This window comes from Acinetobacter sp. NyZ410, assembly GCF_022828975.1.
In the GTDB taxonomy this organism is placed as follows: Bacteria; Pseudomonadota; Gammaproteobacteria; order Pseudomonadales; family Moraxellaceae; genus Acinetobacter; species Acinetobacter guillouiae.
On sequence record NZ_CP094620.1, the window covers coordinates 4168656 to 4193326 of the forward strand.

General features: G+C 37.4%; 22 protein-coding genes. 5 read left to right on the forward strand and 17 right to left on the reverse strand.

Annotation, left to right across the window (positions count from 1 at the left end):
• Window positions 1-49: 49 nt before the first annotated feature.
• The 5 genes from ligA to MTO68_RS19685 form a co-directional block, all read right to left on the reverse strand.
• Window positions 50-2080 carry an NAD-dependent DNA ligase LigA gene (gene ligA / locus MTO68_RS19665; RefSeq protein ID WP_035370689.1) on the reverse strand — a complete coding sequence of 677 codons (2031 nt, stop codon included), beginning with the start codon at window positions 2078-2080 and terminating at the stop codon, window positions 50-52.
• Window positions 2081-2158: 78 nt separating this feature from the next.
• Window positions 2159-3175, reverse strand: coding sequence for a cell division protein ZipA C-terminal FtsZ-binding domain-containing protein (locus MTO68_RS19670; protein ID WP_244014049.1), 1017 nt, complete (start codon window positions 3173-3175; stop codon window positions 2159-2161).
• Window position 3176: 1 nt separating this feature from the next.
• Window positions 3177-6629, reverse strand: a complete 3453-nt coding sequence (gene smc / locus MTO68_RS19675) for a chromosome segregation protein SMC (protein ID WP_244014051.1) — start codon at window positions 6627-6629, stop codon at window positions 3177-3179.
• Between the two features lie 13 nt (window positions 6630-6642).
• On the reverse strand, window positions 6643-7338 hold the full coding sequence (locus tag MTO68_RS19680) for a GntR family transcriptional regulator (RefSeq protein ID WP_244014053.1): 696 nt from the start codon (window positions 7336-7338) through the stop codon (window positions 6643-6645).
• A 160-nt stretch (window positions 7339-7498) separates the two neighbouring features.
• Window positions 7499-8302, reverse strand: a complete 804-nt coding sequence (locus MTO68_RS19685; RefSeq protein ID WP_004724050.1) for a sulfite exporter TauE/SafE family protein — start codon at window positions 8300-8302, stop codon at window positions 7499-7501.
• Window positions 8303-8332: 30 nt separating this feature from the next.
• Between MTO68_RS19685 and MTO68_RS19690 the strand changes: the two genes are divergently transcribed.
• The 3 genes from MTO68_RS19690 (at window position 8333) to MTO68_RS19700 (ending at window position 11148) form a co-directional block, all read left to right on the forward strand.
• Entirely contained in the window at window positions 8333-9088 is a 756-nt protein-coding gene (locus MTO68_RS19690) for a biotin--[acetyl-CoA-carboxylase] ligase (protein ID WP_239044900.1), read from the forward strand.
• A 570-nt stretch (window positions 9089-9658) separates the two neighbouring features.
• Window positions 9659-10390, forward strand: coding sequence for a type III pantothenate kinase (locus MTO68_RS19695; RefSeq protein ID WP_004724053.1), 732 nt, complete (start codon window positions 9659-9661; stop codon window positions 10388-10390).
• A gap of 86 nt (window positions 10391-10476) precedes the next feature.
• On the forward strand, window positions 10477-11148 hold the full coding sequence (locus MTO68_RS19700; protein WP_239044898.1) for a membrane-binding protein: 672 nt from the start codon (window positions 10477-10479) through the stop codon (window positions 11146-11148).
• A gap of 7 nt (window positions 11149-11155) precedes the next feature.
• On the opposite strand, the gene MTO68_RS19705 is transcribed toward MTO68_RS19700, so the two are convergent.
• A complete protein-coding gene (locus MTO68_RS19705; protein ID WP_004817816.1) occupies window positions 11156-11761 on the reverse strand; it encodes an alpha/beta hydrolase in 606 nt (201 codons plus the stop codon).
• A 136-nt stretch (window positions 11762-11897) separates the two neighbouring features.
• Window positions 11898-13304: a signal recognition particle protein gene (ffh, locus tag MTO68_RS19710; protein ID WP_004817818.1), complete on the reverse strand. Its 1407-nt coding sequence runs from the start codon at window positions 13302-13304 to the stop codon at window positions 11898-11900.
• Window positions 13305-13448: 144 nt separating this feature from the next.
• Between ffh and ccsA the strand changes: the two genes are divergently transcribed.
• Window positions 13449-14258 carry a cytochrome c biogenesis protein CcsA gene (gene ccsA, locus MTO68_RS19715; protein ID WP_004724062.1) on the forward strand — a complete coding sequence of 270 codons (810 nt, stop codon included), beginning with the start codon at window positions 13449-13451 and terminating at the stop codon, window positions 14256-14258.
• Window positions 14259-14364: 106 nt separating this feature from the next.
• On the opposite strand, the gene MTO68_RS19720 is transcribed toward ccsA, so the two are convergent.
• Together MTO68_RS19720 and MTO68_RS19725 are read right to left on the reverse strand one after the other, a co-directional pair.
• A complete protein-coding gene (locus tag MTO68_RS19720) occupies window positions 14365-14565 on the reverse strand; it encodes a hypothetical protein (RefSeq protein WP_034615735.1) in 201 nt (66 codons plus the stop codon).
• 1 nt (window position 14566) lies between these two features.
• Complete coding sequence (locus MTO68_RS19725; protein WP_227504258.1) at window positions 14567-15256, reverse strand: hypothetical protein; 690 nt, start codon at window positions 15254-15256, stop codon at window positions 14567-14569.
• Window positions 15257-15568: 312 nt separating this feature from the next.
• Between MTO68_RS19725 and MTO68_RS19730 the strand changes: the two genes are divergently transcribed.
• A complete protein-coding gene (locus MTO68_RS19730; protein WP_205622318.1) occupies window positions 15569-16504 on the forward strand; it encodes a tRNA-dihydrouridine synthase in 936 nt (311 codons plus the stop codon).
• Here the strand turns inward: MTO68_RS19730 and MTO68_RS19735 are convergent.
• The 8 genes from MTO68_RS19735 to MTO68_RS19770 form a co-directional block, all read right to left on the reverse strand.
• On the reverse strand, window positions 16501-16860 hold the full coding sequence (locus MTO68_RS19735; protein WP_239044897.1) for an SseB family protein: 360 nt from the start codon (window positions 16858-16860) through the stop codon (window positions 16501-16503). The two genes, MTO68_RS19730 and MTO68_RS19735, sit on opposite strands and share 4 nt — an antisense overlap.
• 284 nt (window positions 16861-17144) lie before the next feature.
• On the reverse strand, window positions 17145-17852 hold the full coding sequence (locus MTO68_RS19740; protein ID WP_244014055.1) for a hypothetical protein: 708 nt from the start codon (window positions 17850-17852) through the stop codon (window positions 17145-17147).
• Window positions 17830-18537: a hypothetical protein gene (locus MTO68_RS19745; RefSeq protein ID WP_004817829.1), complete on the reverse strand. Its 708-nt coding sequence runs from the start codon at window positions 18535-18537 to the stop codon at window positions 17830-17832. The genes MTO68_RS19740 and MTO68_RS19745 overlap by 23 nt, the downstream gene beginning before the upstream one ends.
• Before the next feature lie 66 nt (window positions 18538-18603).
• Window positions 18604-19302 carry a hypothetical protein gene (locus MTO68_RS19750; protein ID WP_227504259.1) on the reverse strand — a complete coding sequence of 233 codons (699 nt, stop codon included), beginning with the start codon at window positions 19300-19302 and terminating at the stop codon, window positions 18604-18606.
• A complete protein-coding gene (locus tag MTO68_RS19755; RefSeq protein WP_244014057.1) occupies window positions 19295-20737 on the reverse strand; it encodes a zinc-dependent metalloprotease in 1443 nt (480 codons plus the stop codon). The genes MTO68_RS19750 and MTO68_RS19755 overlap by 8 nt, the downstream gene beginning before the upstream one ends.
• A 1-nt stretch (window position 20738) precedes the next feature.
• Window positions 20739-21344, reverse strand: coding sequence for a hypothetical protein (locus tag MTO68_RS19760; protein ID WP_034615742.1), 606 nt, complete (start codon window positions 21342-21344; stop codon window positions 20739-20741).
• On the reverse strand, window positions 21344-21892 hold the full coding sequence (locus MTO68_RS19765) for a DUF4123 domain-containing protein (RefSeq protein WP_244014059.1): 549 nt from the start codon (window positions 21890-21892) through the stop codon (window positions 21344-21346). The genes MTO68_RS19760 and MTO68_RS19765 overlap by 1 nt, the downstream gene beginning before the upstream one ends.
• Before the next feature lies 1 nt (window position 21893).
• Complete coding sequence (locus tag MTO68_RS19770) at window positions 21894-24533, reverse strand: type VI secretion system Vgr family protein (RefSeq protein WP_244014061.1); 2640 nt, start codon at window positions 24531-24533, stop codon at window positions 21894-21896.
• Window positions 24534-24671 lie beyond the last annotated feature (138 nt).

Below are 24671 nucleotides of genomic sequence, written 5' to 3' on the forward strand. Positions count from 1 at the left end.
ATACAACAACTGTATCTTTACAGTAATTTTAGAGTTAATTTAAACGAATCTATGCCTGTCCATACTCAGCCATTAATGCTAAAAACTCCTGCTCATTCAGTACAGCGACACCCAGTTTCTCTGCTTTTTCAAGCTTAGAACCCGCTTTTTCACCCGCAACCACACATTTGGTTTTGCTCGATACACTGCCACTGACACGCGCACCAAGTGCTTGTAGCATTTGGGTCGCATCATCACGCCCCATGGTTGCCAATGTACCTGTGATCACCCAACTCTCACCATTTAAAGGCTGACGGGTGGGTGCAACTGGTGCATCCCAATGGATCCCAGCTGCAAGCAAACGATCAATCACTTCAAGGTTATGTGGGGCTTGGAAAAAATCAACAATCCACTCAGCGGTAATATCACCAACATCTGGAGTTTTCTTCAATGCTTCAAGATCAGCATGACGAATCGCATCCAGCGTCTGGAAAGTGTTGGCGAGCATACGTGCAGTCGTCTCGCCTACACCACGAATACCCAAGGCATAAATAAATGCAGCAAGTGTGGTTTTCTTACTGTTCTCAATCGCATCCAATAAATTTTGGACAGATTTTTCACCCATTTTTTCAATGGTCAGTAACTGTTCACGATGCTCATGTAAATGGTAAATATCCGCGACATCTTTTAACAGATCAAGATGTAACAGTGACTCTACCCAACGATCACCGAGACCTTCAATATCCATCGCTTTACGTGAAACAAAGTGGCGAATGGCTTCAATACGTTGTGCAGAACAATATAACCCCCCCGAACAACGTGCCAAAGCCTCACCTTCTGGCATTACGACAGGAGAAGAACATACTGGACAATTTTCAGGTAAATGTACTTCTGTCACGTCATTTGGACGGAATTCTAACCATACTTTTTCAACTTTGGGAATCACATCACCGCTACGATAGACACTGACCGTATCGCCAATACGAACGTCCAGACGGTGAATTTCACCAATATTGTGCAAAGTCACATTAGAAACCGTTACACCACCCACAGCCACAGGATTTAAGCGTGCTACAGGGGTTAAAGTCCCAGTACGTCCAACTTGCCAATCAATATTTTCAACCGTTGTTAAGGCTGCAACTGCGGGAAACTTATACGCCGTTGCCCAACGCGGTTCACGACTTAAAAAGCCCAGCTTTTGTTGTTGTTGAAGATCATCAACTTTGATCACCATGCCATCAATTTCAACCGCTAAATTCGGGCGCTCTTGGTTGATTTGCTGATATTTTTCTTGTACTTCTTGAATACTTTCACAAATAAAATGACGTTCACCCACAGCAAAGCCAAAGTTAGTCAACCATTCAAGACTCGCTGACATCGACTCAATGCCATGATGCGGCTCACATTGTGCAATACCATAAGCATAGAATGCCAAAGGGCGAGATGCTGCAATACTTGGATCAAGTTGACGTAAACTACCTGCCGCAGCATTTCGAGGATTGGCAAAGGTCTTCTCACCCTTCGCTTCATTTTCAGCATTGAGTCGTTCGAAGCCTGCTTTTGGCATCAATACTTCACCACGAACTTCCAACAAGCGTGGCACTGCCACTTTATCCGAAGACAAGACTTTCGGTAAATTACGAATGGTTTTTACATTTTGCGTAATCACTTCGCCTGTTTCACCATCGCCACGGGTTACGCCACGTGTCAATACACCATTTTCATACCAGAGCGAAATCGCCAATCCGTCAAATTTTAGCTCGACATCATATTGAATCTTTTGATTGGGCAATCGTTCTTCGATACGGCGGGCAAAGGCAAATAACTCGTCCTGATTAAATACATTGCCCAAGGACAGCATCGGTACAGTATGGGTAATGGTTTCAAATTTAGACAGTGGTTTTCCACCTACTTTATTGATTGGACTATCTGCCTGAACCAATTCTGGGTGCTGTTGCTCTAGAGCTTTGAGTTGGTGAAATAACTGATCATATTCACTGTCTTCAATACTCGGCTGATCCATCACATAATAAGCGTGATTATGTTTTGCAATGAGTTGAATCAATTGACGCATTTGCGTCACGACAGGATTATTTTCCATAAATTTTTTCACCATAAAAAGGCGGAATACTCCGCCTAAAATTCTGAATACCAATTATAAAGTAAATATGACGTTATGCTAAGCGTCATGTCCTGAACGATAATCGATCGCTTTATGGCGCCAATGCTCTTTCAGTTGTGGGGTAAATTCAAGATTGTTTTCATCATAGACCGTACCGTCTATTTCACGGGCAATTAAGCCAGCAATACTGACCATGGTATCAAAGCCTTTTTGCACATCTGAATGAGGAAGTGCCAAGAAGAAAGCCAAACCTTGAACTTGTTCAGTCGATAAGGTTTCTAAATCAAAACCATCTGGACCATTGTCGGTGACACGTAATACAGAAAACAGTAAATGGCTTTCTTCCTCTGGATTCTCATAACGATGGAAGCAAGAGAGTTCACCAAAACGTAAACCATATTTGAGCAACATTTTTAAGGTTTTATCCCCAGAAAGTGCTTTACGTGGATTCGGATAAACATTCAGCGCAATAATGGTTTCAGCCGTAGACAATACGCTTTCATCATCATATTTTTGTTGCTCATTTAAATGAACATCTAAAATACTACTTTCCTCATCAAACTCTTTGATTTCAGCTGTTTCAACATTGGCATTAAACTGAAACGCTTCCTCTTTGTCCTGACTGACTACGGCTTTGGCAGAATCGTTAGTTTGAGTCGTCGGTTGTGTTTGCACATCAAGTGCTTTTACAGACTCTGTTGCGGATTCAGTGCTTGCCACTGTTTCCGTCTTTTCAGTTTGTTGTGTAATTGCGGCATGCTCAAGCTCAGTTGACTGAACAACATTCGACTCCGCTGCTACATCCTCAATCTTTTGCTGTTTTTCATCTGCAACTTCGACCGAGTCTAAAGCAGTTAAATTCGGTTCAACACGCACTTGCTCTTGAGACTCACGGTCTGTTCGCAATTGATCTCGTACATGACGAGGAATTACCGGTTGTTTACAGTCTTCATTGATATGCAATTCAGACTCTAAAGAAGGTGCGGCATCATTGGGCTTTCGTAGCACCATCCTTAAACCCACCAGAATGATGATTACTGCAACAACAATTCCAATAATTGTGGTGACTTCCATACTACGACTCCGCGGCTAAACCGTATTCTCTTGCCTCTTCCAAATTCACAGTGACGAGCTTTGATGTGCCTGGTTCAGGCATCGTCACACCCAGCAAATCGGTTGCCATCGTCATTGCAACTTTATTATGTGTAATGTAAATGAATTGGACTTGATCAGAAAGCTCTTTTACTAAATTACAAAAACGACCAACGTTAGCATCGTCTAAAGGTGCATCAACTTCATCCAAAACACAGAAAGGTGCAGGATTCAAACGGAAAATAGCAAATACCAAAGCCAATGCCGTTAATGCTTTTTCACCACCAGATAACAAAGCCAATGAACTATTTTTCTTGCCGGGTGGGCGTGCCATCAGCTTCACGCCAGACTGCCAGTCATCTTCAAGACTTAAACTGGCTTCACCACCATTAAAGACTTTTGGAAATAATACTTTTAATTCAGCATTAACCTGATCAAAAGTCCCCATAAATAATTTTTTAGTTTCTTGGTCAATGGTCTTCATGGCATCTTTCAATTGCCCAACCGTATTTTCCAAGTCTTGCATTTGATGGGTTAGATCTTCAAAGCGCTTAGAAACTTCTTCATATTCTGCTGAAGCGGCTAAATTGACCGCGCCTAATTTTTCAAACTGACGCTGTGCTTTCTCAAATTTTTCTTGATGTACAGGTAAATCAATCAACACGCCTTGCTTAACTTCAGCATTCATCTCTTTAAGTTGATCGGAATAATGCTGTAAATCTGATTTTGCCGATTGCCAAGCCAAACGTCGCTCTTCTAGTTTTGTACGCAATTGCTCATCATTTTGCTGATGCAAATGGCGCATTTCTGTAAGTTGTTGCTGTTTGGATTGAATATTATTCAATTCAACTTGCCACTCACTCCAAGTTTTTTGCAGTTTTTCAGTTTGTTGTGCCTGCTCAGCATATTGCGATTCTAGACTTGGTAATTCCAATTGAATTGGATCTACAAACTTCTTGGCTTGCTCCATTTGCGCAATAATTTGTTGATATTGCGTTTTAGAAAAGGATAGGTCTTTGTCTAATAATTCAATTTGCTGTTTATTTTGTTCAGCTAGACGACGTGTAGTTTCAGAATCTTGCTGCTTAAGCTGTAATTGCTGTTGCTGTTCTTCAACCTGCTCATTGAGCTCATCCAACTTGAATTGCAAGGTTTTAAATTCAGGAAGATTTTGTTCAAGCTTGAGGATGACTGAGTGCATATCGATTTCAAGATCATCTTTCTGCATTGCATCTTCTTCAAGTTGCTCATCTAACTGTTGCAATTGACTATTCAGCTGAACTTTCTGTAACTCAAATGCTTGTGAAGCACTTTGTTGCTTAGCAATTTGCACATCAAACTGTTGTAGCTGTTTTTGCTGATGTTTTAACGTGTCTTGCTCTGTTTGGATCTGTTTTTGCAGGTCCAGCAATTGCTGATTTAAATTTGGCAATACAGTTTCAGCTTCAATCAACTGTGGTTGTAGCTGTGCAAGTTGTGTTTCAATTTCTTCAAGGCGAATACGATGACTGAGTGCACCCTGTGCGGCTTGGCTCGACTCATCAAAGAATAGACCAATCACCCAATCTTGACCAACATGATAACCATCCAGCGTCAATATGCTTTGTCCTGCTTTTAACTGTGCTTGTACCGCTAAAGCTTGAGCGAGGTTTTCAATTACAGCGACTTGATTCCACAATGAATACTGTGGAGATTCAATCCAATCTGCTAAACATGCCAATCCATTCAATTGAATTTTATCTTGCGAGCTTGTTGCTTTAAGCTGGCGTGCCACACTTTCAGCAAAATCAGCATCTTGATCAACAATATGGGCTGACAACCATTTGGCTAAAAACTTTTCAACCAGCGGTGCATGTGCTTTGCCTTGTGCATTCAGCGTTAATACCTGCATCAATTGCACCGTATCAGCCTTGCTATTTACAGCACTTTTCGCCATTAATTGGGTGAGGTTTTTCTGTTCAGATTGCAACACTTGTACATCAGATTTTAAAGCTGAAATCTGAGTTTTTTGCTGATTAATGCTTTCCTGTAGTTGTTCAAACTGCTGCTTTGCTTGATTAATTTTTTGTTCTAATTCAACAATCGCAGCTTGGATTGCTATTTTATCTTGCTCAAGTTGTTGAACATCTTCAGTTTGAAATTGACTTTGAACCTGAACAGCTTGGGTTTTTAAGGTGTCTTTCTGCTGTTCAATACGCGCTACATTTTTTGCAAGTTGTTCAATTTGCGCCTGCATTTGTGCTTTTTGCTGCTGTTGCTTTTCAACTTGAACTTTGACCTGTTCATACTGTTGTTGTGCTTGCAATTGCTGCGCTTTTAAATCGGTAAAGGCCTGGCTACGTTGTTGTGTTTCAGACTCAGCGTGTTGTAAATGTTCAGTCTGCTGCTCCAATTGACCGTGCAAGGTTTCCAATTGCAATTCCATCAACTGAATCTTTTCTTTGGTTTGAGCTTTTTGCTGTTCAAAATTTCCCAAAGCTTCTGAGTTCTGTTGAAATAAACTTTGTTTCTGTTCCAAAGTCATTTTCAACTCAGAGAGTTTTTTCTCAGCTTGTTGCCACTCATTTTGCAAAGGCGTGGACTGTTGAATCAAACGTTGGAACAACTCATTGGTTGAAGTCAGATCATGTTCCAAAGTACTCATGTCAGAGCGCACCAGTTTGAAGTGCTCTCCCAATTCGTTCATTTCAACCGTATATTGTTCTTGTAAACGAGAACTACGATCACACTGGAAAGATAGAATTTCAATCTTTAACGTACGAATTTCAGTTTCTAAAGTCTTATATTGAACCGCAGTTTCAGACTGGCGTTTTAAAGTTTTAAGCTGTGATTTGAGTTCTGAAGCAATATCTTCGAGACGGTCTAAGTTCTGCGTGGTATGTTCTAAGTGTTGTAGTGTTTCACGACGACGAGCCTGATAACGAGAAACTCCAGCAGCCTCTTCAAGAAAAATACGCATTTCTTCAGGTTTGGCATCAACCAAGCGGTTAATCATTCCCTGTTCGATGATTGCATAGGAACGAGGACCTAAACCTGTACCCAAGAAAATGTCAGTAATATCACGACGTCGGCACTTCGTCCCATTGAGAAAGTATTCAGATTTTCCATCACGATTCACCTGACGGCGAACAGCAAGTTCAGTATACGCGTTATAAGCCCCACCTAATTTGCCATAGGTGTTCTCAAAGCGCAGTTCTACACTTGCCATACCTACAGGTTTACGTTTTGCCGTTCCTGTAAAAATAACATCCTGCATACTGCCACCACGGAGCTGGCGCGCACTGGATTCCCCCATCACCCAACGGATCGCGTCAATCACATTGGATTTACCACAACCATTAGGACCTACCACCGCTGTACGGTTATCTTTGAATTGTAGTGTTGTACTATCGGCAAAAGATTTGAAGCCTGAAAGTTTTAAGCTGCTTAAACGCATAATGTCCTAGTAATTACCGACGCGATCTCCGCGCCCAAGCGAGTTCGATTTGTTTCATCCGTGTCAGAGATTCCAACACCAGATTACGTAAGTGTCGACAAAAATCTTCCATAAATAAAGTAGCTTGTTGTGATTTTCGGATTAAAATTGCGTCAATCACCAACTTAAGCAATTCTAAAGCTTCTTGAAGCTCGCGTCTTGAAGTATTTAAGGTTAAAAAATAACTTCTTCGTAGGGATGGTAACAACTCTTTATAAAATTTCATCAGGTAGGGATTCCCAACCATGTCCTGTTGCGCTGATAAAAATTGAAATATGCCATCATAAAACTTTTCAGTATTGCCTTGCTTCACCTGCTCAACCAAATGATTCATCATCTGCTGAATCGCTTCAGCTTCATGATTGCGCCATGTTTCACTCATACGTTGCACGATTTGACCTAATAACAATGCGCTGGTATCGAACAATGCACGGACTTGTTGTGCTGACATTTCTGAGACAATTGCACCACGACGAGGATAAATTTCAATCAGATGGGTTCTTTCTAAAAGCAAAAGGGCTTCACGTACCGAGCCACGACTGACATCCAGTTCTTTGGCAATACGTAGTTCTTGTATTCTTTCCCCTTCAACCAACTCGCCACTAATAATTTGTTCACTAATATGTTTGGCAATCTGTTCTGAAAGGCTATCCACTTCTTCCGAATGCATATAATTCCTATCTTGGTTTATTATTCTTTACTTGGACAATGTCAATTGTCATTATTTTAGTTGTACCTGATTTAATTCAATTGAAACCATGACATTGTCCGACAATTTTAATGTATTTTAAGTCAACTCAGTGTTTAGAAAAAGTACCATTGATCGGAATCTACTTAGTAATACCTTGATAAATAAAATAAAGACCGACCACTGTAAGTAAGCATGCAAAGCATTTTTTCAACATCGCTGGAGAAAGTGCGTGCGCCACCTTTGCGCCAAATTTGGCAGTGATAAAACTCATTACACTGATCCCAATAAAGGCATAGATATGCACATAACCAATTGAATTTTTAATTTCGGTTGGTTCTTGTGCACCAAAGAACATAAAACCGAGCGCACCCGCAATTGCGATCGGTAGACCACAAGCTGCTGATGTTGCAACGGCTTTTTGCATCACCACACCATTTTTGTTGAGATAGGGAACGGTCAGACTTCCGCCACCAATACCAAAAATTGCCGATGCAACTCCAATTCCCCCACCAGCCAGCATTTGCATAGGTGCAGTTGGTAATTGTTTAGATTCATCGACTTTGACATTGGCTCCCTTAAACATTTTAAATGCCACCCAAATTGCAAAAGCACCAATAATCAGCTGTAAATGCTGACCTGATAAAATATCTGCAATGCCAGCACCAATAAATGAGCCAATCACCAAACCTGGGGCTAAGTTTTTAAAAACATTCCAAAGTACTGCACCTTTTTTATGATGCGCTGTTACGGAACTAATTGAAGTTACAATAATTGTTGCAAGTGAAGTTCCCAATGCCATGTGCATAATGACCGAAGGATCATAGCCCATTTTGGTAAAGACCACATAGAGAATTGGTACAATAATTAAGCCACCACCAACACCAAATAGCCCAGCAGCAAATCCTGCGATTGCACCAATACCTAAATATATGATTAACTCCATAAATGTTCCTTCACTCTTCTCAGATTCAACATGGATTTAGAGACTCGTCATCTTAGACAACTTCTTACACAAGCAAATGAACTCCCTGAAGTGCTGCTTTTAAAGCAGACGACAGCATCGACCAATGATGATGTGCGTGAAATTGCGCTCAGCGGCGTCAAGACAGTTTTGGTCTGTAGTGAAACTCAGACTCAAGGACGAGGTCAGCACCAACGGGAATGGGTTTCGCCAATTGGTAACATTTATTTAAGCACATTGCTTGAAACTCGAACAGCCTTAGATGGGCGTTTAGCATTGGAAATTGCTTTAAATATCTTACAAATGCCAACACTTAAGAATTTACCAGCATTACAAATTAAATGGCCCAATGACCTATATAGCCCTCAAGGAAAGTGGGGCGGAATTTTGGTTGAGCCCATTTCACCACATCAAGCCATTGTTGGAATCGGGATCAACTTATTTCCGATCCCCAAAGAAAATGTGACCCAACAAGCCACCTCAGTAATGCAATTAGGCCTACAATTTCCAAATCGAATCCAAATCATTGCAGAAATGTATTTGGCAATTCAACAAGCTGGACAATGGTTTGATCATGGTTGTTATAACCTTGCAGCACGATTTAATCACTATGCTGCCTTTATGGATCAACAGGTTCATTTTGAACAAATTCAAAATTCAATTGAAGGTATTTTCAAAGGAATTTCTGATGATGGCGCACTGAATTTATTGACAGCTCAAGGCTTAGTCAATGTCTATCAAGGGCGTTTACGCTTAGCTGAAGCATAAATAACGATGTGATCTATTGTCTAAAATGAGATGGATTGATCAGATGTATCGTGAAAAAGTGATCGGCAATTAGGGGCTGTTGACATTTCATAAATGGCTTGCGTTGTAGGTTAAAATTGAGCAGGCAAGGCATGAAACGAAGAGAATAGCGAGACTATTTTCGAGTTTCATAACGTAGGCTGAGATAATTTTAGCCACAACCCTTCGGGACTAGCGTGTTTTTTGCCGCTACGTTGTTACGAACTACTGATTTAGAATAACTAAATTTCGTATTTCGCGCCTAGTATCGCCTAAAAAACACACGTAGTCGCAAACATAGACGAATTATCAACAGACCCTATTTAAAACAGGGCTTTTTTCGCTATACATTTCGCTATATATTGCGCAGTAATCGTATTGATCCAAAGATCATAGCAAACAGTTACTAACAGTACGGAACAACGTTCAGCAAAATGAACCGCAGGTTATTTGCCCTATTTGATTGATCAGATTGAGATGTTCTCTAAGTCGTTCAATATTTTCAAATAAAATAATTATGCAGATTGTGTTCAGTTTCAATTAGGCAAAATCATGAAAGCACTTTGGTTAGATATTGGAAATACCCGTCTAAAATATTGGATTACTGAAAATAATCAAATTATCCAACAGGCAGCAGAATTACATCTCCAATCCCCTGCGGATCTGCTACTGGGTTTAATTCAACATTTCCGTGGTTTAGGCTTAGACAAAATTGGAATTTCCTCAGTCCAAGATAAAAAGAACAACGAACGCATTGTCCAGATTTTAAAATTACTCGATATTCCGGTAACTTTTGCCAAAGTGCATGCTGAATATGCAGGATTACGTTGTGGCTATGACCATATAGAACAACTTGGGATCGATCGTTGGTTACAAGTTTTGGCAGTGGCGAAAGCTGATGATGACTTGTGTGTGATTAGCTGCGGCACAGCTTTAACAATTGATTTAACCCAAGGTTTACAACATTTAGGCGGTTATATTCTGCCTAACCTCTATTTACAACGTGATTCTTTAATTCAAAAAACCAAAGGTATTAAAATTCCAGATGCGGCTTTTTCAGAGCTAAGTCCTGGTCGGAACACCATAGATGCAGTACATCATGGCATTTTCTTGGGTCTGTTAAGCACCATTGAAAAAGTGCTTGAGCAACAACCACGCAAGCTTATTTTAACAGGTGGTGATGCCAATCTATTTGCACAATTTCTAGAGAAATATCAACCAAGAATTGAATCAGATTTATTACTCAAAGGCTTACAGTTCTATATAGATCGACAAACCGCTTAAACCTAAATACAATTTAATGGAAGATCAGCAATCTTCCATTTTTAATAAATAAACACAACCATAAACACGATAAAAGAGCAATCATTATGAAAACGATACCCTTACTGCTTAGTGCCTGTTTAATGAGCTTCACAATGGTGGGTTGTACCAGTTTACAAACCACGCACTCACCTTCAACAACCATGGCAACAACTGAACCTGTTATTGCTTACTTTGCTCCAGATGCAGGTGAAGAAGCCTGTGGGTGCGGCTTAGTCATGGATCAGGGTTATTCACTCACACCTGTAGAAAATGGATATTTCAGAAAATTATTAGGTCGTGATAAAGATGGCCGTTTCTTAGTTCAGGACTTCTATCAAAATAGTCGTAAAAAACAATCTGACCCATTTTGGATTAAAGCCCCTCAAGGCTTAAATAGCTTTGATAGTAAATATGTCGACGGTGAAGTTGTGGGCTATTTTGAAAATGGAAAAGTCAGCTTTAAATCGACCAGCCAAGACCAGAGATCAGTTGGAAAAACTGAAACATACTATTCAAATGGTCAACTTGGGCTACAGGAAGAATATTCAGATGATCAGCCCATCGTTCAAAAGGTATGGTATGAAGATGGCAAACCTGCAGCTGAACTAAAATTAAGCCCAAGTGAAGATTATTCGATTCTGGACAGTAAAGTTTGGGATCAACAAGGCAATTTGATTCAAGATGAGCAACACGCTCAGGAGATTCTTGACGAGCTTTATCAAAAGCTCAATCAATAAAACAGCATCACGATAAAATCGAATATGCAGCCTGAGTACCAGTTTGAGATTCAGGTTGTAATAAAACTGCTAACTTTTCCCAAAGTACAGTTAAGCTGGTATAGCCCTCTGTTGCCATAAAATGCCCTGCACCTTTCACTTCAATCATTTGTGAATTCAGCGAATAACCCAATTGAATACTGACAGGCGCTGGCACAAAAGGATCATTGTTGGAGAAAAAGATAAAGCGATTCAGAATATTCATTCTGAGCAGCGCATCATCGACCCGAGCGTGTTGTAAAAATAAATTAAGTTCAGGTAAAACGGCTAAGTTTTTACTGAATCCCGCAACCAAAAACAAAGCACCTAATTTTCGCCCCAATAATTCACTTGAAAGAAAATCCAGACTGGCAATCCCTCCTAAGCCATGTGCCACAATGATGGTATCGTCATTGAGTGACTTAATTTGCTGCGTAATATTATGCTTCCACAGCTCATATTGGGGCTGCTCTGGATGTTCTAGATCAATCACTTCACATGCATGCCCTGTAGACAATACTTGTTGCTTTAGCCACGGATACCAATGATGTTCAGGGGAGTCTTTATAACCGTGTACGATAAATACTTTTTTCATAAATCAACTTCTTATCAATTATTGTTTAAATCATATTCAAATAATGGGCTCAGAATATCTAAACAGCCAACAAAAGTATGTTATTTTTATTTAACAAAAAAGCGCCCTAAGGCGCTTTTTATAAAAAAAATGAGACTTATTTTTTATCATTATTACCAAACAATGGTCCCATACCGCCACCACCGCCAAACTGTTTTTGCATTCCGCCCAATGAGCGCATCATTTTTGCCATACCCGATGGATTAGCAAACTTCTTCATCATTTTCGCCATTTGCGCATGTTGTTTGATCAGTTTATTGACTTCAACCACATCCATACCACAGCCTGCTGCAATACGCTTTTTACGGCTCGGATTCATTAAGTCTGGGTTACGACGTTCTTTAATGGTCATCGATTGAATAATCGCTTCCATCTTTTTCACTTGCTTTTCAGGATTTGCTTGTGCAATCGCATCTTGAATGCCTGAATTGCTCATGCCAGGCAACTTATCCAAGAAGCCCATCATACCGCCCATTTTGTTCATCTGTTCAAATTGCATCAGCATGTCTTCAAAGTTGAAGCTCCCGCCTTTCTGCAATTTTTTCGCCATTTTTTCGGCTTTTTCTTTGTCGATTTTACGTTCAACTTCTTCGACTAAAGAAAGTACGTCACCCATACCTAAGATACGTTGTGCAACACGCTCAGGATGGAATGGCTCTAAGGCATCGAGTTTTTCACCCATACCTAAGAATTTAATTGGCTTACCAGTAATCGCACGTACCGAAAGCGCCGCACCACCACGTGCATCACCATCGGTTTTGGTGAGGATAACACCCGTTAATGGTAATGCATCATTGAAAGCTTTGGCAGTATTTGCCGCATCCTGACCTGTCATTGCATCAACGACAAATAGGGTTTCTGTTGGGCCAATTGCAGCGTGTAATGCTTTAATTTCGTCCATCATGTCATCATCGACATGCAAACGACCTGCCGTATCGACAATCAAGACATCGTTAAAGTTAATTTTGGCTTGACCAATTGCACGTTGTGCAATTTTAATCGGATCTTCAGAAGCGTCCGATTCAATAAAATCAACACCCACTTCAGCAGCAACTGTTTGTAGTTGCTTGATCGCAGCTGGACGGTAAACATCGGCAGAAACCATCGCCACTTTTTTCTTTTGACGTTCTTTTAAGAAACGTCCAAGTTTTGCAGCTGTCGTGGTTTTACCGGCACCTTGTAAACCTGCGAGAAGAATCACAACAGGTGGTTTTGCAGCTAAGTCTAGGCTTTCGTTTGCCTCACCCATCATTTTGGTGAGTTCGTCATACACAATTTTAACGAAAGCTTGACCTGGTGAAAGCTGAGTCATGACTTCTTGACCCAATGCTTCTTCCTTAACTTTCGCAATAAACTCACGAGTTACAGGCAAAGCAACATCGGCTTCAAGAAGTGCCATACGCACTTCACGTAAGGTATCTTTAATATTATCTTCGGTTAGCTGCCCAGAGCCAGTAACATTTCTGAGACTCTGCGTGAGTCGTTCTGTTAAGGTATCAAACATTGCAAAATCCGCTTAAAATAGCTAGTAGCAAAAAAATCTTTCTTAAAATAGAAAATTTATGCTCAAGATGCTATAGGATACTGTAGTTCACATGGAATTTATATCTTATAACATGAATATTCATCATCCTGAAAAAGGTTTGACATGATTAGCCTACCCTTGGTTTATACGATTTTAGCATTAATTGCCTATACCTCTTCATTTTGGTATTTGTTCATGCACTTAATGGCTAAACGTTCCGCAAACCCTTGGTTTATTGGCATCATGTCAGGTTTAGGGCTGATATTACATGCAAGTGTACTGCATAACGACATACTTACACCACTAGGGATTAATTACGACGTCTTTAACTTGATGTCTTTTACCTCTGCGTTAATGTTGGTTCTAAGTATGCTTTACAGTACCTATCGTCCTGTTCTTTCACTAAATTTGATTGGAATTCCTGTTGCCGCCTTTGGTTTGATTCTCGGTTTTTGTTTTAGTAAACCAGATCAATTTATTGAACAGCATTCTATCGGTTTAGACATCCATATCATTCTGTCTTTATCTGCTTATGCCGTTTTACTCATGGCAACCATACAAGCTGTTTTGATTTGGTTTCAAAACCGCGAACTCAAAAAGAAACAAAAAAAACGTATTTGGGTCAACTTCTTACCGTCATATCAAGCCATGGAATCCTTACTTTTTGATATGCTCATTACTGGTTTTGTTTTATTAACTGTCGCCCTATGTTTTGGTTTCTTTACCATTGATGACTTCTTTGCACAGCACCTAGCACATAAGACCGTGTTTAGTATTGTGTCTTGGTTTGTTTACGGTGCGTTGTTAATTGGTCACTATAAGTTTGGCTGGCGTGGTCAAAAAGCCATTCGCTTTACCATGATTGGATTCTTTTTATTGGCAGTTGGCTTTATTGGCTCTAAATTTGTTTTGGAAATGATTTTACATCGCTAAATTATTTACTAATTTTACTGAATGCTTTCTAAATTTATTTGTAATAAGTAACTTGAATAAAATCAGCCTTATTTTCTTTTATTATAAAGAAAATAAGGCATAAGTGTTAAGGAACCATTATTTTAACATCTACACGTTTTTCTTTAGAAACCATTCCTTCTTCAGTTTTTAATGTGATTGTCGTTTTATCCCATTCTTCAATAATTGCAACAATTAGATAGGTATCTTTAATACGCCAATATAAAAAAGTTTTTGGAGGCGTCATTAAATAATCTAACAGTTCATTTGTTAAGGCTTCTGCTTTCATTTTATTTCCCCTCTATTTTTAGCTTAATTTCCTTATTTAACTCATTATCACAATTATTCGGCTGATCTTTATTTTTCTCCGCATCAACTGAACATGTATGATAGTTTTTTGCTATACCAACTAAGCTTACTCCAAGTAAAGATTTTCTATTATTTTCAACAATTTCTGGTCTCAAAACTAAGGCCTGAGTTGCTAACTGATTTGCTTCTGCTGTTGCTTTCTCCTTATCGGCGACCTTATCCACAATATTTAAAATGCCTTTAAAAAATTCTTCCTGAGCAGTAAAAGTACCATTTGCTGAACTTAAACATACTTGATACATTAAATCGCGAGCTAATAACACTGCGGAAGATCGGCCATTCAATTGTAGAACAGCTGTTGATGAATTAATGTTACCTTCTCCTCCTATATCTTGTTTCAATACTCCTCCTGAATCAGCCAGCTTTGCAGTTAGATTTCCTTTTGACCCAAAAGAATCTGATCTAGCGACATCTGGCATAGGCTGGTCACAAGTATAAATTTTTCCGTCTGAAGCTGTAATACTACGTGACAAACGTATATCTATCGGAATACTCATCGTTTTAACATTAGGATTCTTTGTATCAGTTACAACTAAAGCTCTTTTTTGAGTCACTAAGTTAGTACATCCTGTTAGAAAAAAAAATCCACATAAATATATTAAATACTTCATAATAATCCCTTCTTATTACTTCATTATATAAATACGCTTTTAAAAATTATTTTAACTACTGACCTCCTTTTTTATTATTTAATTACATTTTAAAATTTATTTTTTAAATATAAACATTAAAAATAAAGTTATTTTTAACAAAAAATTTCAAAAAACTTTACTATTATAGTATTTTCTTATTTATAGCGAACAAGTTCTAAATGTAGAAAAAAATATTTTTCATTAACTTAATCCATTATACTTTAATTAATTTACTAGACATCTAATTAAAAAAACCGTATAACGCTTTTTTTACTTCATCAGGTAACAACTGTGAAACTTATACTCGCCCCAATGGAAGGCTTAACCGACCCTATCATGCGTGACGTTCTCACACATGTCGGTAGCTTTGACTGGTGCGTGACTGAGTTTATCCGTGTAACGGATTCGGTCTTACCTGACCATGTTTATCATAGTTATTGTCCAGAATTAAACAATCAAGGCAAGACAGCTGCTGGCACACCAGTACATGTTCAGTTTTTAGGAAATAATCCTGAAATGCTCGCAGCCAATGCGGTACGCGCTGCTGAATTAGGTGCTCCTGCAATCGATATGAATTTTGGTTGCCCTGCCAAAACAGTAAACCGTCATAGAGGCGGTTCAGTACTTCTCGATGAGCCTGAGGTTGTACATGAGTTGGTCAAGGCTGTACGTGATGCTGTACCCAATCACATCCCTGTATCTGCAAAAATGCGTTTAGGTTATATGGATCGAAATTTTACCCTTGAAAATGCGCATGCCATTGAAGATGCTGGCGCAGCTTGGGTCACAGTCCATGCTCGGACCAAAGCTGATGGGTACACCCCACCAGCATTTTGGGATCAGCTACAGCCGATTCGTGAAGCACTCAAGATCAATGTGATTGCCAATGGTGAAATCTGGACCAATGCTGATGCGAAGCAATGCCAACTTGAATCAGGCTGTCAAGATTTGATGATTGGTCGTGGTGCTGTGACTACACCAGATCTCACACAGTGCATTCGTAAAAATACGGATGAACCACTTATCACTTGGTCTGAACTATTAAATTTACAAATTCGTTTTTTAAATGGCCCATATAAAAAAGAGCTGAACATGGTCGGCCGTTATAAACAATGGATTGGGATGATGTCTAAGCATTACCCTGAAGCCAAAGCCTTATGGGATGAAATCAAACGATTAAAAAAAATTGATGAAGTGCTGGAGAAATTGAATCCTGCACATTTTTAAATTGCTTCATCAATCTCTAAAATTGCTTTAATTTCTTCAGGTTGAAATTCTTTTGATAATTCAGAAGTTGGATTCAATACCAATGTTGCCCCCTGAGTCATTTCAAAAAACTGCCGTGTATTTAAAGTGATATATTCAGCATCGACTCCAATATCATTTTGAATGGTTTCTAGTTCTATGAAGAATGGTATTGCTTGATCACCTTCTGGTGTTTCTAAAATACGGAATTGAATTTTTTTATGCTGATCTTGTGCTCCTAAACAATAAATATCCGATGCTAAAAGCAGATCGATAAAATCAGGGATCAATTCATAGTTTTCTTGAGTGTTGATAAAGAGTTGTTGTAAATTTTGCATGTTGTTGATTGTCTATTTTTTGGTACCATTAATATAGCTTATTCATGGTAGATATGGAATTGATCTGAGTGCTCAATTGGATATCCTAAAGCCTCGAATTTTAAATTATCAAGATTTAAGTTATTGAATTTAAATTATTATAAAAGCTTTAATCTCGTTTAGGAAACTATATTCATAAAGCATCTACTGCTGAGGGGATACGAAATCAACATCACCATTAGTTTTTCTATAATCACCACAGAATGCCGGAAAAGGGACTAAGCAAAAAATCCAAACAAAGAATTTCACAAATTGCATTTTTGAGGAATTCCTTTGCTTTGGTAAATATTGAAATAAGTATTATTCTTTGTGAGTTCAGTATTTAATTCTAACCAATAATCCTTAACATTTACTCTCGTCGTCACTAAAAATTCACAATATTCATTCACATTATTTTTTATATTTAAAATATGTTGCTTCATGAGTGAAACATACACCTCTTTTGATTTCCTCTCATCAATCACATTCAAAGCAGAAATAAAACTTGTGGGAACAATCGGATCTGTATTCATTTTTTTAAATCTTTTCCCATTGTATTCAACACTTAACCCTAGACGAATACTTTTGAGTTGATTAAATTTAGAGTTCGCTGCATAAATCTCAGAAAAGAGATCAGGTGTTCGACTGCTATTATTAAAAAAATAAATTTTCTTGGTCGTCAATCCATAGGCTAACACTTCATAGCGTTTACTATTCGAGACTGTATCCCTATTGATATAACCTTTTTTTTCAAGGTTCTTTATTATTTCACCTAAATCTACAGACATTGCTTTTAAATTAAGCTGGTTTACTGGTGCAAATCTTGAATAATTTATTTCAGAAGATAAAGCCGATATTTCTTTATCTTCAAAATTAAAAATTCGATTTTCTACATTCGCTCCAAAGCTATAGGATGTCATAGAAAAACTTATCAGGAATACAGTTTTAAGTTTAATAATATAATGATTTTTCATAATTTTTATCTGTCATTTTTGTATAGTATACAGTATAAGCAAAACTATTGACTTGGCCTTTCCCTACAAACCATTCAGGTTCAGATTCCAAGATAATATGTACACCATTAAAATTCTTTTCAGAAATAACCTTTCCGTACTGATCCCCACCTTGACATCGCCCTTTAGTTAAAAAATTTTCTATGAAGTTATCAAGACTACTTTTATCTAAAGCTGCTGAATTTATTAAAAAAATTTGATCATAAATTGATAGATAGATATTTTTATGGATATTTTCATCAAATGGAACGAAATTATCACTAGCATAATAATTTGTATTTGGACCTTGTCCTGTAGTTCGTACTTCTAATGTAGACATATGATGATAATTATCTTCAAAATTTTCATTGTGAACTATTCCATTATCAAAACCTTGAGTAGCAGATAATCGATCTATAACTTTTAACTTCAAATAATTTGAATTCATTTCCTTATATTTGCTATATATTTTTTTAAAATTATAGTCCAAATACAAATCATGATTAACAACAAATAAATTAATATCTCTCGACATGTCCTTTAAGTCACTTTGAGTATCGCTTTTCTTAGTTTTTTTATTTATCTGGCATAGATGATCTAATGGCTCATTAGGAGCACATGCAAATAGAAAAAAAGAATATATAAAAATAGTTAAAATTTTCCTCATAACTCATTAAGCCTTATCAAAGATATAAAATTTTTATATGATTTTCAATATCATAGATGTAAAACACTAATATATTGATGTCTCATATTTTTTATCCGTTTTCTTTGTAAAATAAATAAAAAAATTCAAACTATTATATTTCCTATTTTTAATTTGTTTTCCATCAGCTTCCAAAACAATGTGCATATCATTTACATTCCATTCTTCTACTTCAGGCTCATTTGAATTACTACATTTTAGTTTTTTTATAAAAGTACTAACTTTACTATTCAAATCTACCCCACCCACTTTATCACCACTTACCACATAAATCTGATCTTTAACCATAGATACAATTTCTTCTTCTAATTGCTCACTATAAGGAACATAGTTATCACTACTAAAAAACATATGATTACCCTTTAAATTACTATTAGCTGAAAGACGGGAAATGTAATCAAAATTCTTCTTCACATTATTATTAACAGTACCATCACTAAAACCTACTTCAGGAGAAAGACTATCTAGAACTTTCAATACTAAATATTGACTATTTAACTCAAAATATCTTTTAATAATTTCATTTTGATCATAATTTAAATAAATTTTATTATTTTCAACAAATGATGATATATCTCTAGCTACTCGAACATCATAGCCATTTTCATTTTTTATATTTTCACTATTTTTTAAACTACAATTGTCCTTATTTGAGTCAAATGAGCAAGCAGACAGACTTAAAATTACTACTAATAAAATCAAAAATTTCATAATATCTTTATCCATTGTAATCTAAGCTTCTATCGTTACGCATAAGTAACCATTGATGCCTAAATAAAGCTATTTGATTACCTTTATAAAGCGATTTTTTAGGTGGATCTTCATCAGTATCCTCATAATCCATAAAATTATCGGTAAAACCTTTATGAAAACAATATGGTATATCTTTCTCATTTTGAAATACATGGGATAACCCAAAGCTATGAACTATTTCATGGACGACAGTCTCCAATTCAGTTGCTCCATGATGATAAATAACAACTGAGTTCCCCCATACTTTTTTCCAATTAGATCCTGCTTCAGGTGCAAAAATAGCACTACCTTTTCTATTAAAAATTTGACCATTTTTGGTATATGAACATTGTGTATTTGTAAAAAAAACATATGTAACATCATTAGAATCAGAATTTATTAAACCATTAACTTTTGCATATTTCTGAAATAAAAAGATTAAATCGTGCTTAAATTCATCATCTAAAGTATTGCTAATTATACTATTACCTAAACTGTTTTTCGTTTGATTTACATAATATTTATTATAAAATCCTTCCAAGTCCCATGTTTTATTTTTATCTAACATGTCCTTTATATTAAAAATTGTATCTCTTACTATTTTAGGTCGTATAAGTGCTTGATTAAAAGATTCATATTTTAAACTATATTCCAATCCTGTACCTGTAGGCCGTTGAACTTTATTTTGATTAAAACTAACATCAACAAAGCATATTTTAGCTATTGGAACTTTATCATTTGCAAAAACGCTCATTTGCCCAACTTCAAAAATATTATTCCCTTTTATTGCTTTTACACTAATTAGAGCACCTTTAGTTGTTGCTCCTTCACAAGATATTCTAATTGCATTTTTAGTACTGTAACTCCACCTAGACTGATCTACCAAATCTGTTTTTTTCCTATTTTTTATGAAAAAAGAAATTGGTAACTCCAGACGATTACTTTTTTCATTACCAGTTGATGTAGAAATTTTTATACATTTTTCATTAGTTTCAAATATTATTTTTGTACCATCATCTTGTAGAGGTACTTCATCATCCCCGACAACTTGGTGAAGTTCAATAGATAATAGTGCACCATCTACATTAATTTTAGAACTTGCATTTTTATCTTTTACCTTAGTTGCAAAAATTGCTAAATGAGATGGGATGTACTCTATACCCCAAGGGGTTATTTTCCGTGTACCATCTATATATACTTTCTTTAAACCACTAATGTAATTTTTATTAATTAACGCAGGCTGCATTTTTCTATTTATTTCAAAAACAGGAAATATGTACTCATCTCTTAACCAATCAAACCCAAACTCTCCCTTATATTCTTTTGTTCTTTTTTGAAAATTATAGGGTCTCCGAAAATGAACCGTAAACTTCCTTAAACACGTTGCACATGAAGTGCCCGCTGCAGGACTTGCACCACCAACACCCATCTTAAACCTCCAAATTAATCAAATTTTTTATAAAAACGTTATGATGAAATTCTTTTCCCAATACATACTCTTTATATGATTGGATATCATTGGAATAATTTTCTTGAAGTGAACCCAATAAATCTTTTTGTTTTAAAAACTCTATTTTTTCTGGATAAATAATTGAAAGATTTTCTTGAAGATTGGAATGACTAAAACTCTGATTTAACTGGTCTATTGCTTTAAAAACAAATTTAAAATCATGCCCTAAAACCACACTTTTATAGCTTTCCAAAAGTTTATAAAAAGCATCTACATAGGACACTTGCTCCGCAATATTGTAATGCTGCATTTCATTTTGGAGCCAAAGATATTGCGGATCATTTGCATAATCTATTCCCAAATAAACATGGCTCTTCACCATATATTTGAGTGTATAAATTTGATTGATGCCTTTTTCAATATATAGATTGATCAGGCTTTGGACCGGTTCTAATAGCTGATCAAATTGCCCATTCAGTTTAAGGGCTGGGTTTTCTTTTATAATTTCATAGACAAGGTCATATAAAAATTCTTTATTTTGCTCAACATCTAATTCATATAATTTTTCTTGGCTGAGTATGAACATTATGCATTCTCCAATACCATTAATTGATTAGAATCTACATCCTGATAATTTCGAATTGAAATGATCCATTTTGTAATATCCTCAAAAAACTCATCTTCTTGTTGATCTGTCAGTATTTTATGAATTTTTTTGACAATTCTTGGATCAAACCATCTAAATAATTTTTGTGTACCATCAGGAAATTCTACTGTGAGATAGCGTTTCATTTTTTTAACAAACTGAGCCAAATCCAATGAACTGAATACCAGATTTAAAGCCTGTTGATCTTTCCATGTTTGATGAATAAAGCTAAATCCTTTTTCTTCGAGCACCTCTAAATCATTGATTAAGACGAGTACAGGGGCAACTTCAAAAGGTGCATTGCCCTCCGTTGTGCCTGAGAATAATGAATAAAACTCTAGCCTTGCGTCATTTCGCCATGTATTGATAAAGTGCAAAGTTTGATCTGAAACTTGCGCCGCATCCAAGATTAAATACATGTTCAAATCATGTCGATCATCTTCGATACAGCTTTTTATATTTTTAAATGGAACAATTTCTCTTTTCATTTTATTTATCAACAAATGCCATTCCAAACTTTGCTGCATCCAACAAACAAGGCTTACAAATATTTTCATAGAATGATGGAAGTGAATAATCGACTTTTGCTCCACCAATAAAACTATGTTGCCCTGCCTTCACTTCGAACTTAGCAGCCGTAGTCACAAATACACCTGAACCATTAATCTTTAATTGAGAGCCACCAGAGGTGATAATAATTTCTTTGAGACTCTTTAGCTCAATCATCTCCTCAGTCGAAATGATTTGAATACCTTTACGCGCAATCAAATCAGCACCATCGCCTTGTGCTTGGATTTCAACCTTACCTTTCCCTGCAAATAACCTTGCCCCTTCTTGTGCCGCAAAAAGACTAATCTTTGATTGTGCATGTGCAACTAAATTCTTTTGCGTACTCAGGTTGATACTGTCACCTGCTGTATAACTGATTTGTTTATCCGCAGAAAGATGTAAGTCTTCATTGCTTGCCAATGCGATTGAATTCGGTGCAGCTAAAATCATCAAAGCTTGTTTAAATGCATCCGCTTTGTCCTTTTCACCTTTTTCGATTTGATCAAGAAATTGCTTGAGATTTTCCAATACATCCAGTGGATCAGTTTGCTGATTCTTAGCAACTTCACTTAAGGCTTTGGAATTATTTAGGCTGCTTTCTAACTGACTTTTCGCAGCGGTTGCATCGAGATGGTTACCTGAAGCTGAGTCTTGAGCATAGGTACTCAACAATAGACCTTGCCCTGCTCGTAACGCTCCCCATTGGTCTGTTCTTAGTTCAAAACCTTCGCCTCGTCCTTCACTGGTCTCGGTTTCTTTAGGATGGCTCAGGTTACCGAGGTTAAGTTGACTCGCACCGTGACTACTTTGTAGCTGGCTGCTGATTTGCTCTGTGGTATCGTCAAATCTCAGTTGGCCATAGCCACTGCCTTTAACTTCTCGACTTTTGATCCCCGCCAGTTTTTTGGTATCAGGCAATTGGCCTTTGTCATCAAATTTCGTTGGGCTACGTTGTGCTTCATGGATACGTCCCACCACAAATGGTCGATCGATATTGCCATCAAAGAAATCTATCACGACAATCTGACCAATCCTCGGTAAGAACCGTGCACCATATCCTTCACCTGCCCACGGGGTCAGTACATCCACCCAAGCAGAATCAGTGTCGTTGTCATTGCTCCCTGCACCACCATCATGACTGTGGTCTTCATTGCGGGTAAACAGGAAGCGAACTTTGATACGTCCCCATTCATCGACATGAATTTCTTCTCCACTTGGCCCAACCACTTTGGCACGTTGTGGATGGGTACTTGGACGATGTTGTAGTGGGTGGTATTCAGGAACAGTGGTGATATTACGGCGTTGTAGTACCAATTGATTGGCTTGGCGTTCTGGGTTATTTGAATCTGCTTTATTTTCGTTTACCCAATTGCTCTGTTGGAGCAAGCGATTGATTTGTTCATTCAGATCTTTGGGTAAGTTGTTCTGGTTATAGAATGTCTTTGAGGTGATCAGAAATTCTTTGTCTGAGCCACTGTGTTGGTCTATTTCTGGGTGTTCGTTTAATTCAAACCAGTAACCTACTTGTGCATCACGTACAGTGGAGTTGGCTATAAATTGCTTGGATTGAGCATCGTAATAATGGCTGAGGTTTTGGTTGATCTTTTCAATCTGATTGTTATTTGAAGCAGTTGCTTGATCTTCACCATTCAGGTCTTGAATCCAAGCTGGGCTAATATGCCAAGCTTGTTCTAAACCGAGACTGGCATTGTTTTGGTTTTGACTATGTTGGTGTTTGCTTTGAACACTGCCTGCCCCCTCTTCTTGTTCTAACACATCTGCTTGCCAGCGTTGTACGTGGACAGCAGTGGGTTGTAAGCTACGTTGCCCGATAAAGCTGGTGATGCTGTCTTGTTGTTCTGTGGCACTGCTACGATGGAAGCGGATCTTTCTTCGTTCTAGTGCTTTGTATTCACTGTTATCATCCACCAAACGCAGTTTTTGTGGCTGAATTTGAGTCGCAGAACTAGGCACAATCAATTGCGCTTCATCAATCAACCAGTTGATCCCTTCACTGCGCATCAAGCGGGTTAAAAATGCATAGTCGCTTTCATTACTCTGCATGATAAATGGTCGGATATCGTAATCTTTTTTAAGACCACTTTTATCGAGACTTAGACTCGATGCAAACAGTGGGCTTTTGTCTTGCCATTCTTTAAACAGCGTTTCTATGACTTGCACAACCGACTTATTCATAAACACTCGGCTGTTACGGCGTTTATGCCACAGTGAAGTGGCATCTTCGAGTTTGAGTTTATATAGCGTTAGTGCGCCATCACTTTGCCCTTGTGCAGCCTCAGTAATCACCCCTGTGCTACGAAACAGTTGTCCCTGATCTGTGACTTGATCAATCGCCACTTGGCTACCGATAAATTGTTTAAGTGGAATCACAGCCGAAGTGGCAAGGCAAATCAGTTCAATAGACACACCTTGGTTTAGACCATGTTGTCCATCGATACGTTGTAAGAAGACTTGGTTGTTTAAGTCTGTATTGCTAAATTGGATATGCAAAGCTCGTTTTTGTGCGTTTAGTCCAAGCTGATCCAATATTTTATAAATGCTATTTACTAAGCTGTTCATTTTAATAATTTATTCGTTTTAATTGCCTCTATTATAAATTAATTCTAAAATTTTTCTATTTAAAAAAACAATTTCATTACTAAAAACACTTAAATTCAAATAGATTTTTTGATTAATTGTTGAAAAATTAAATAAATA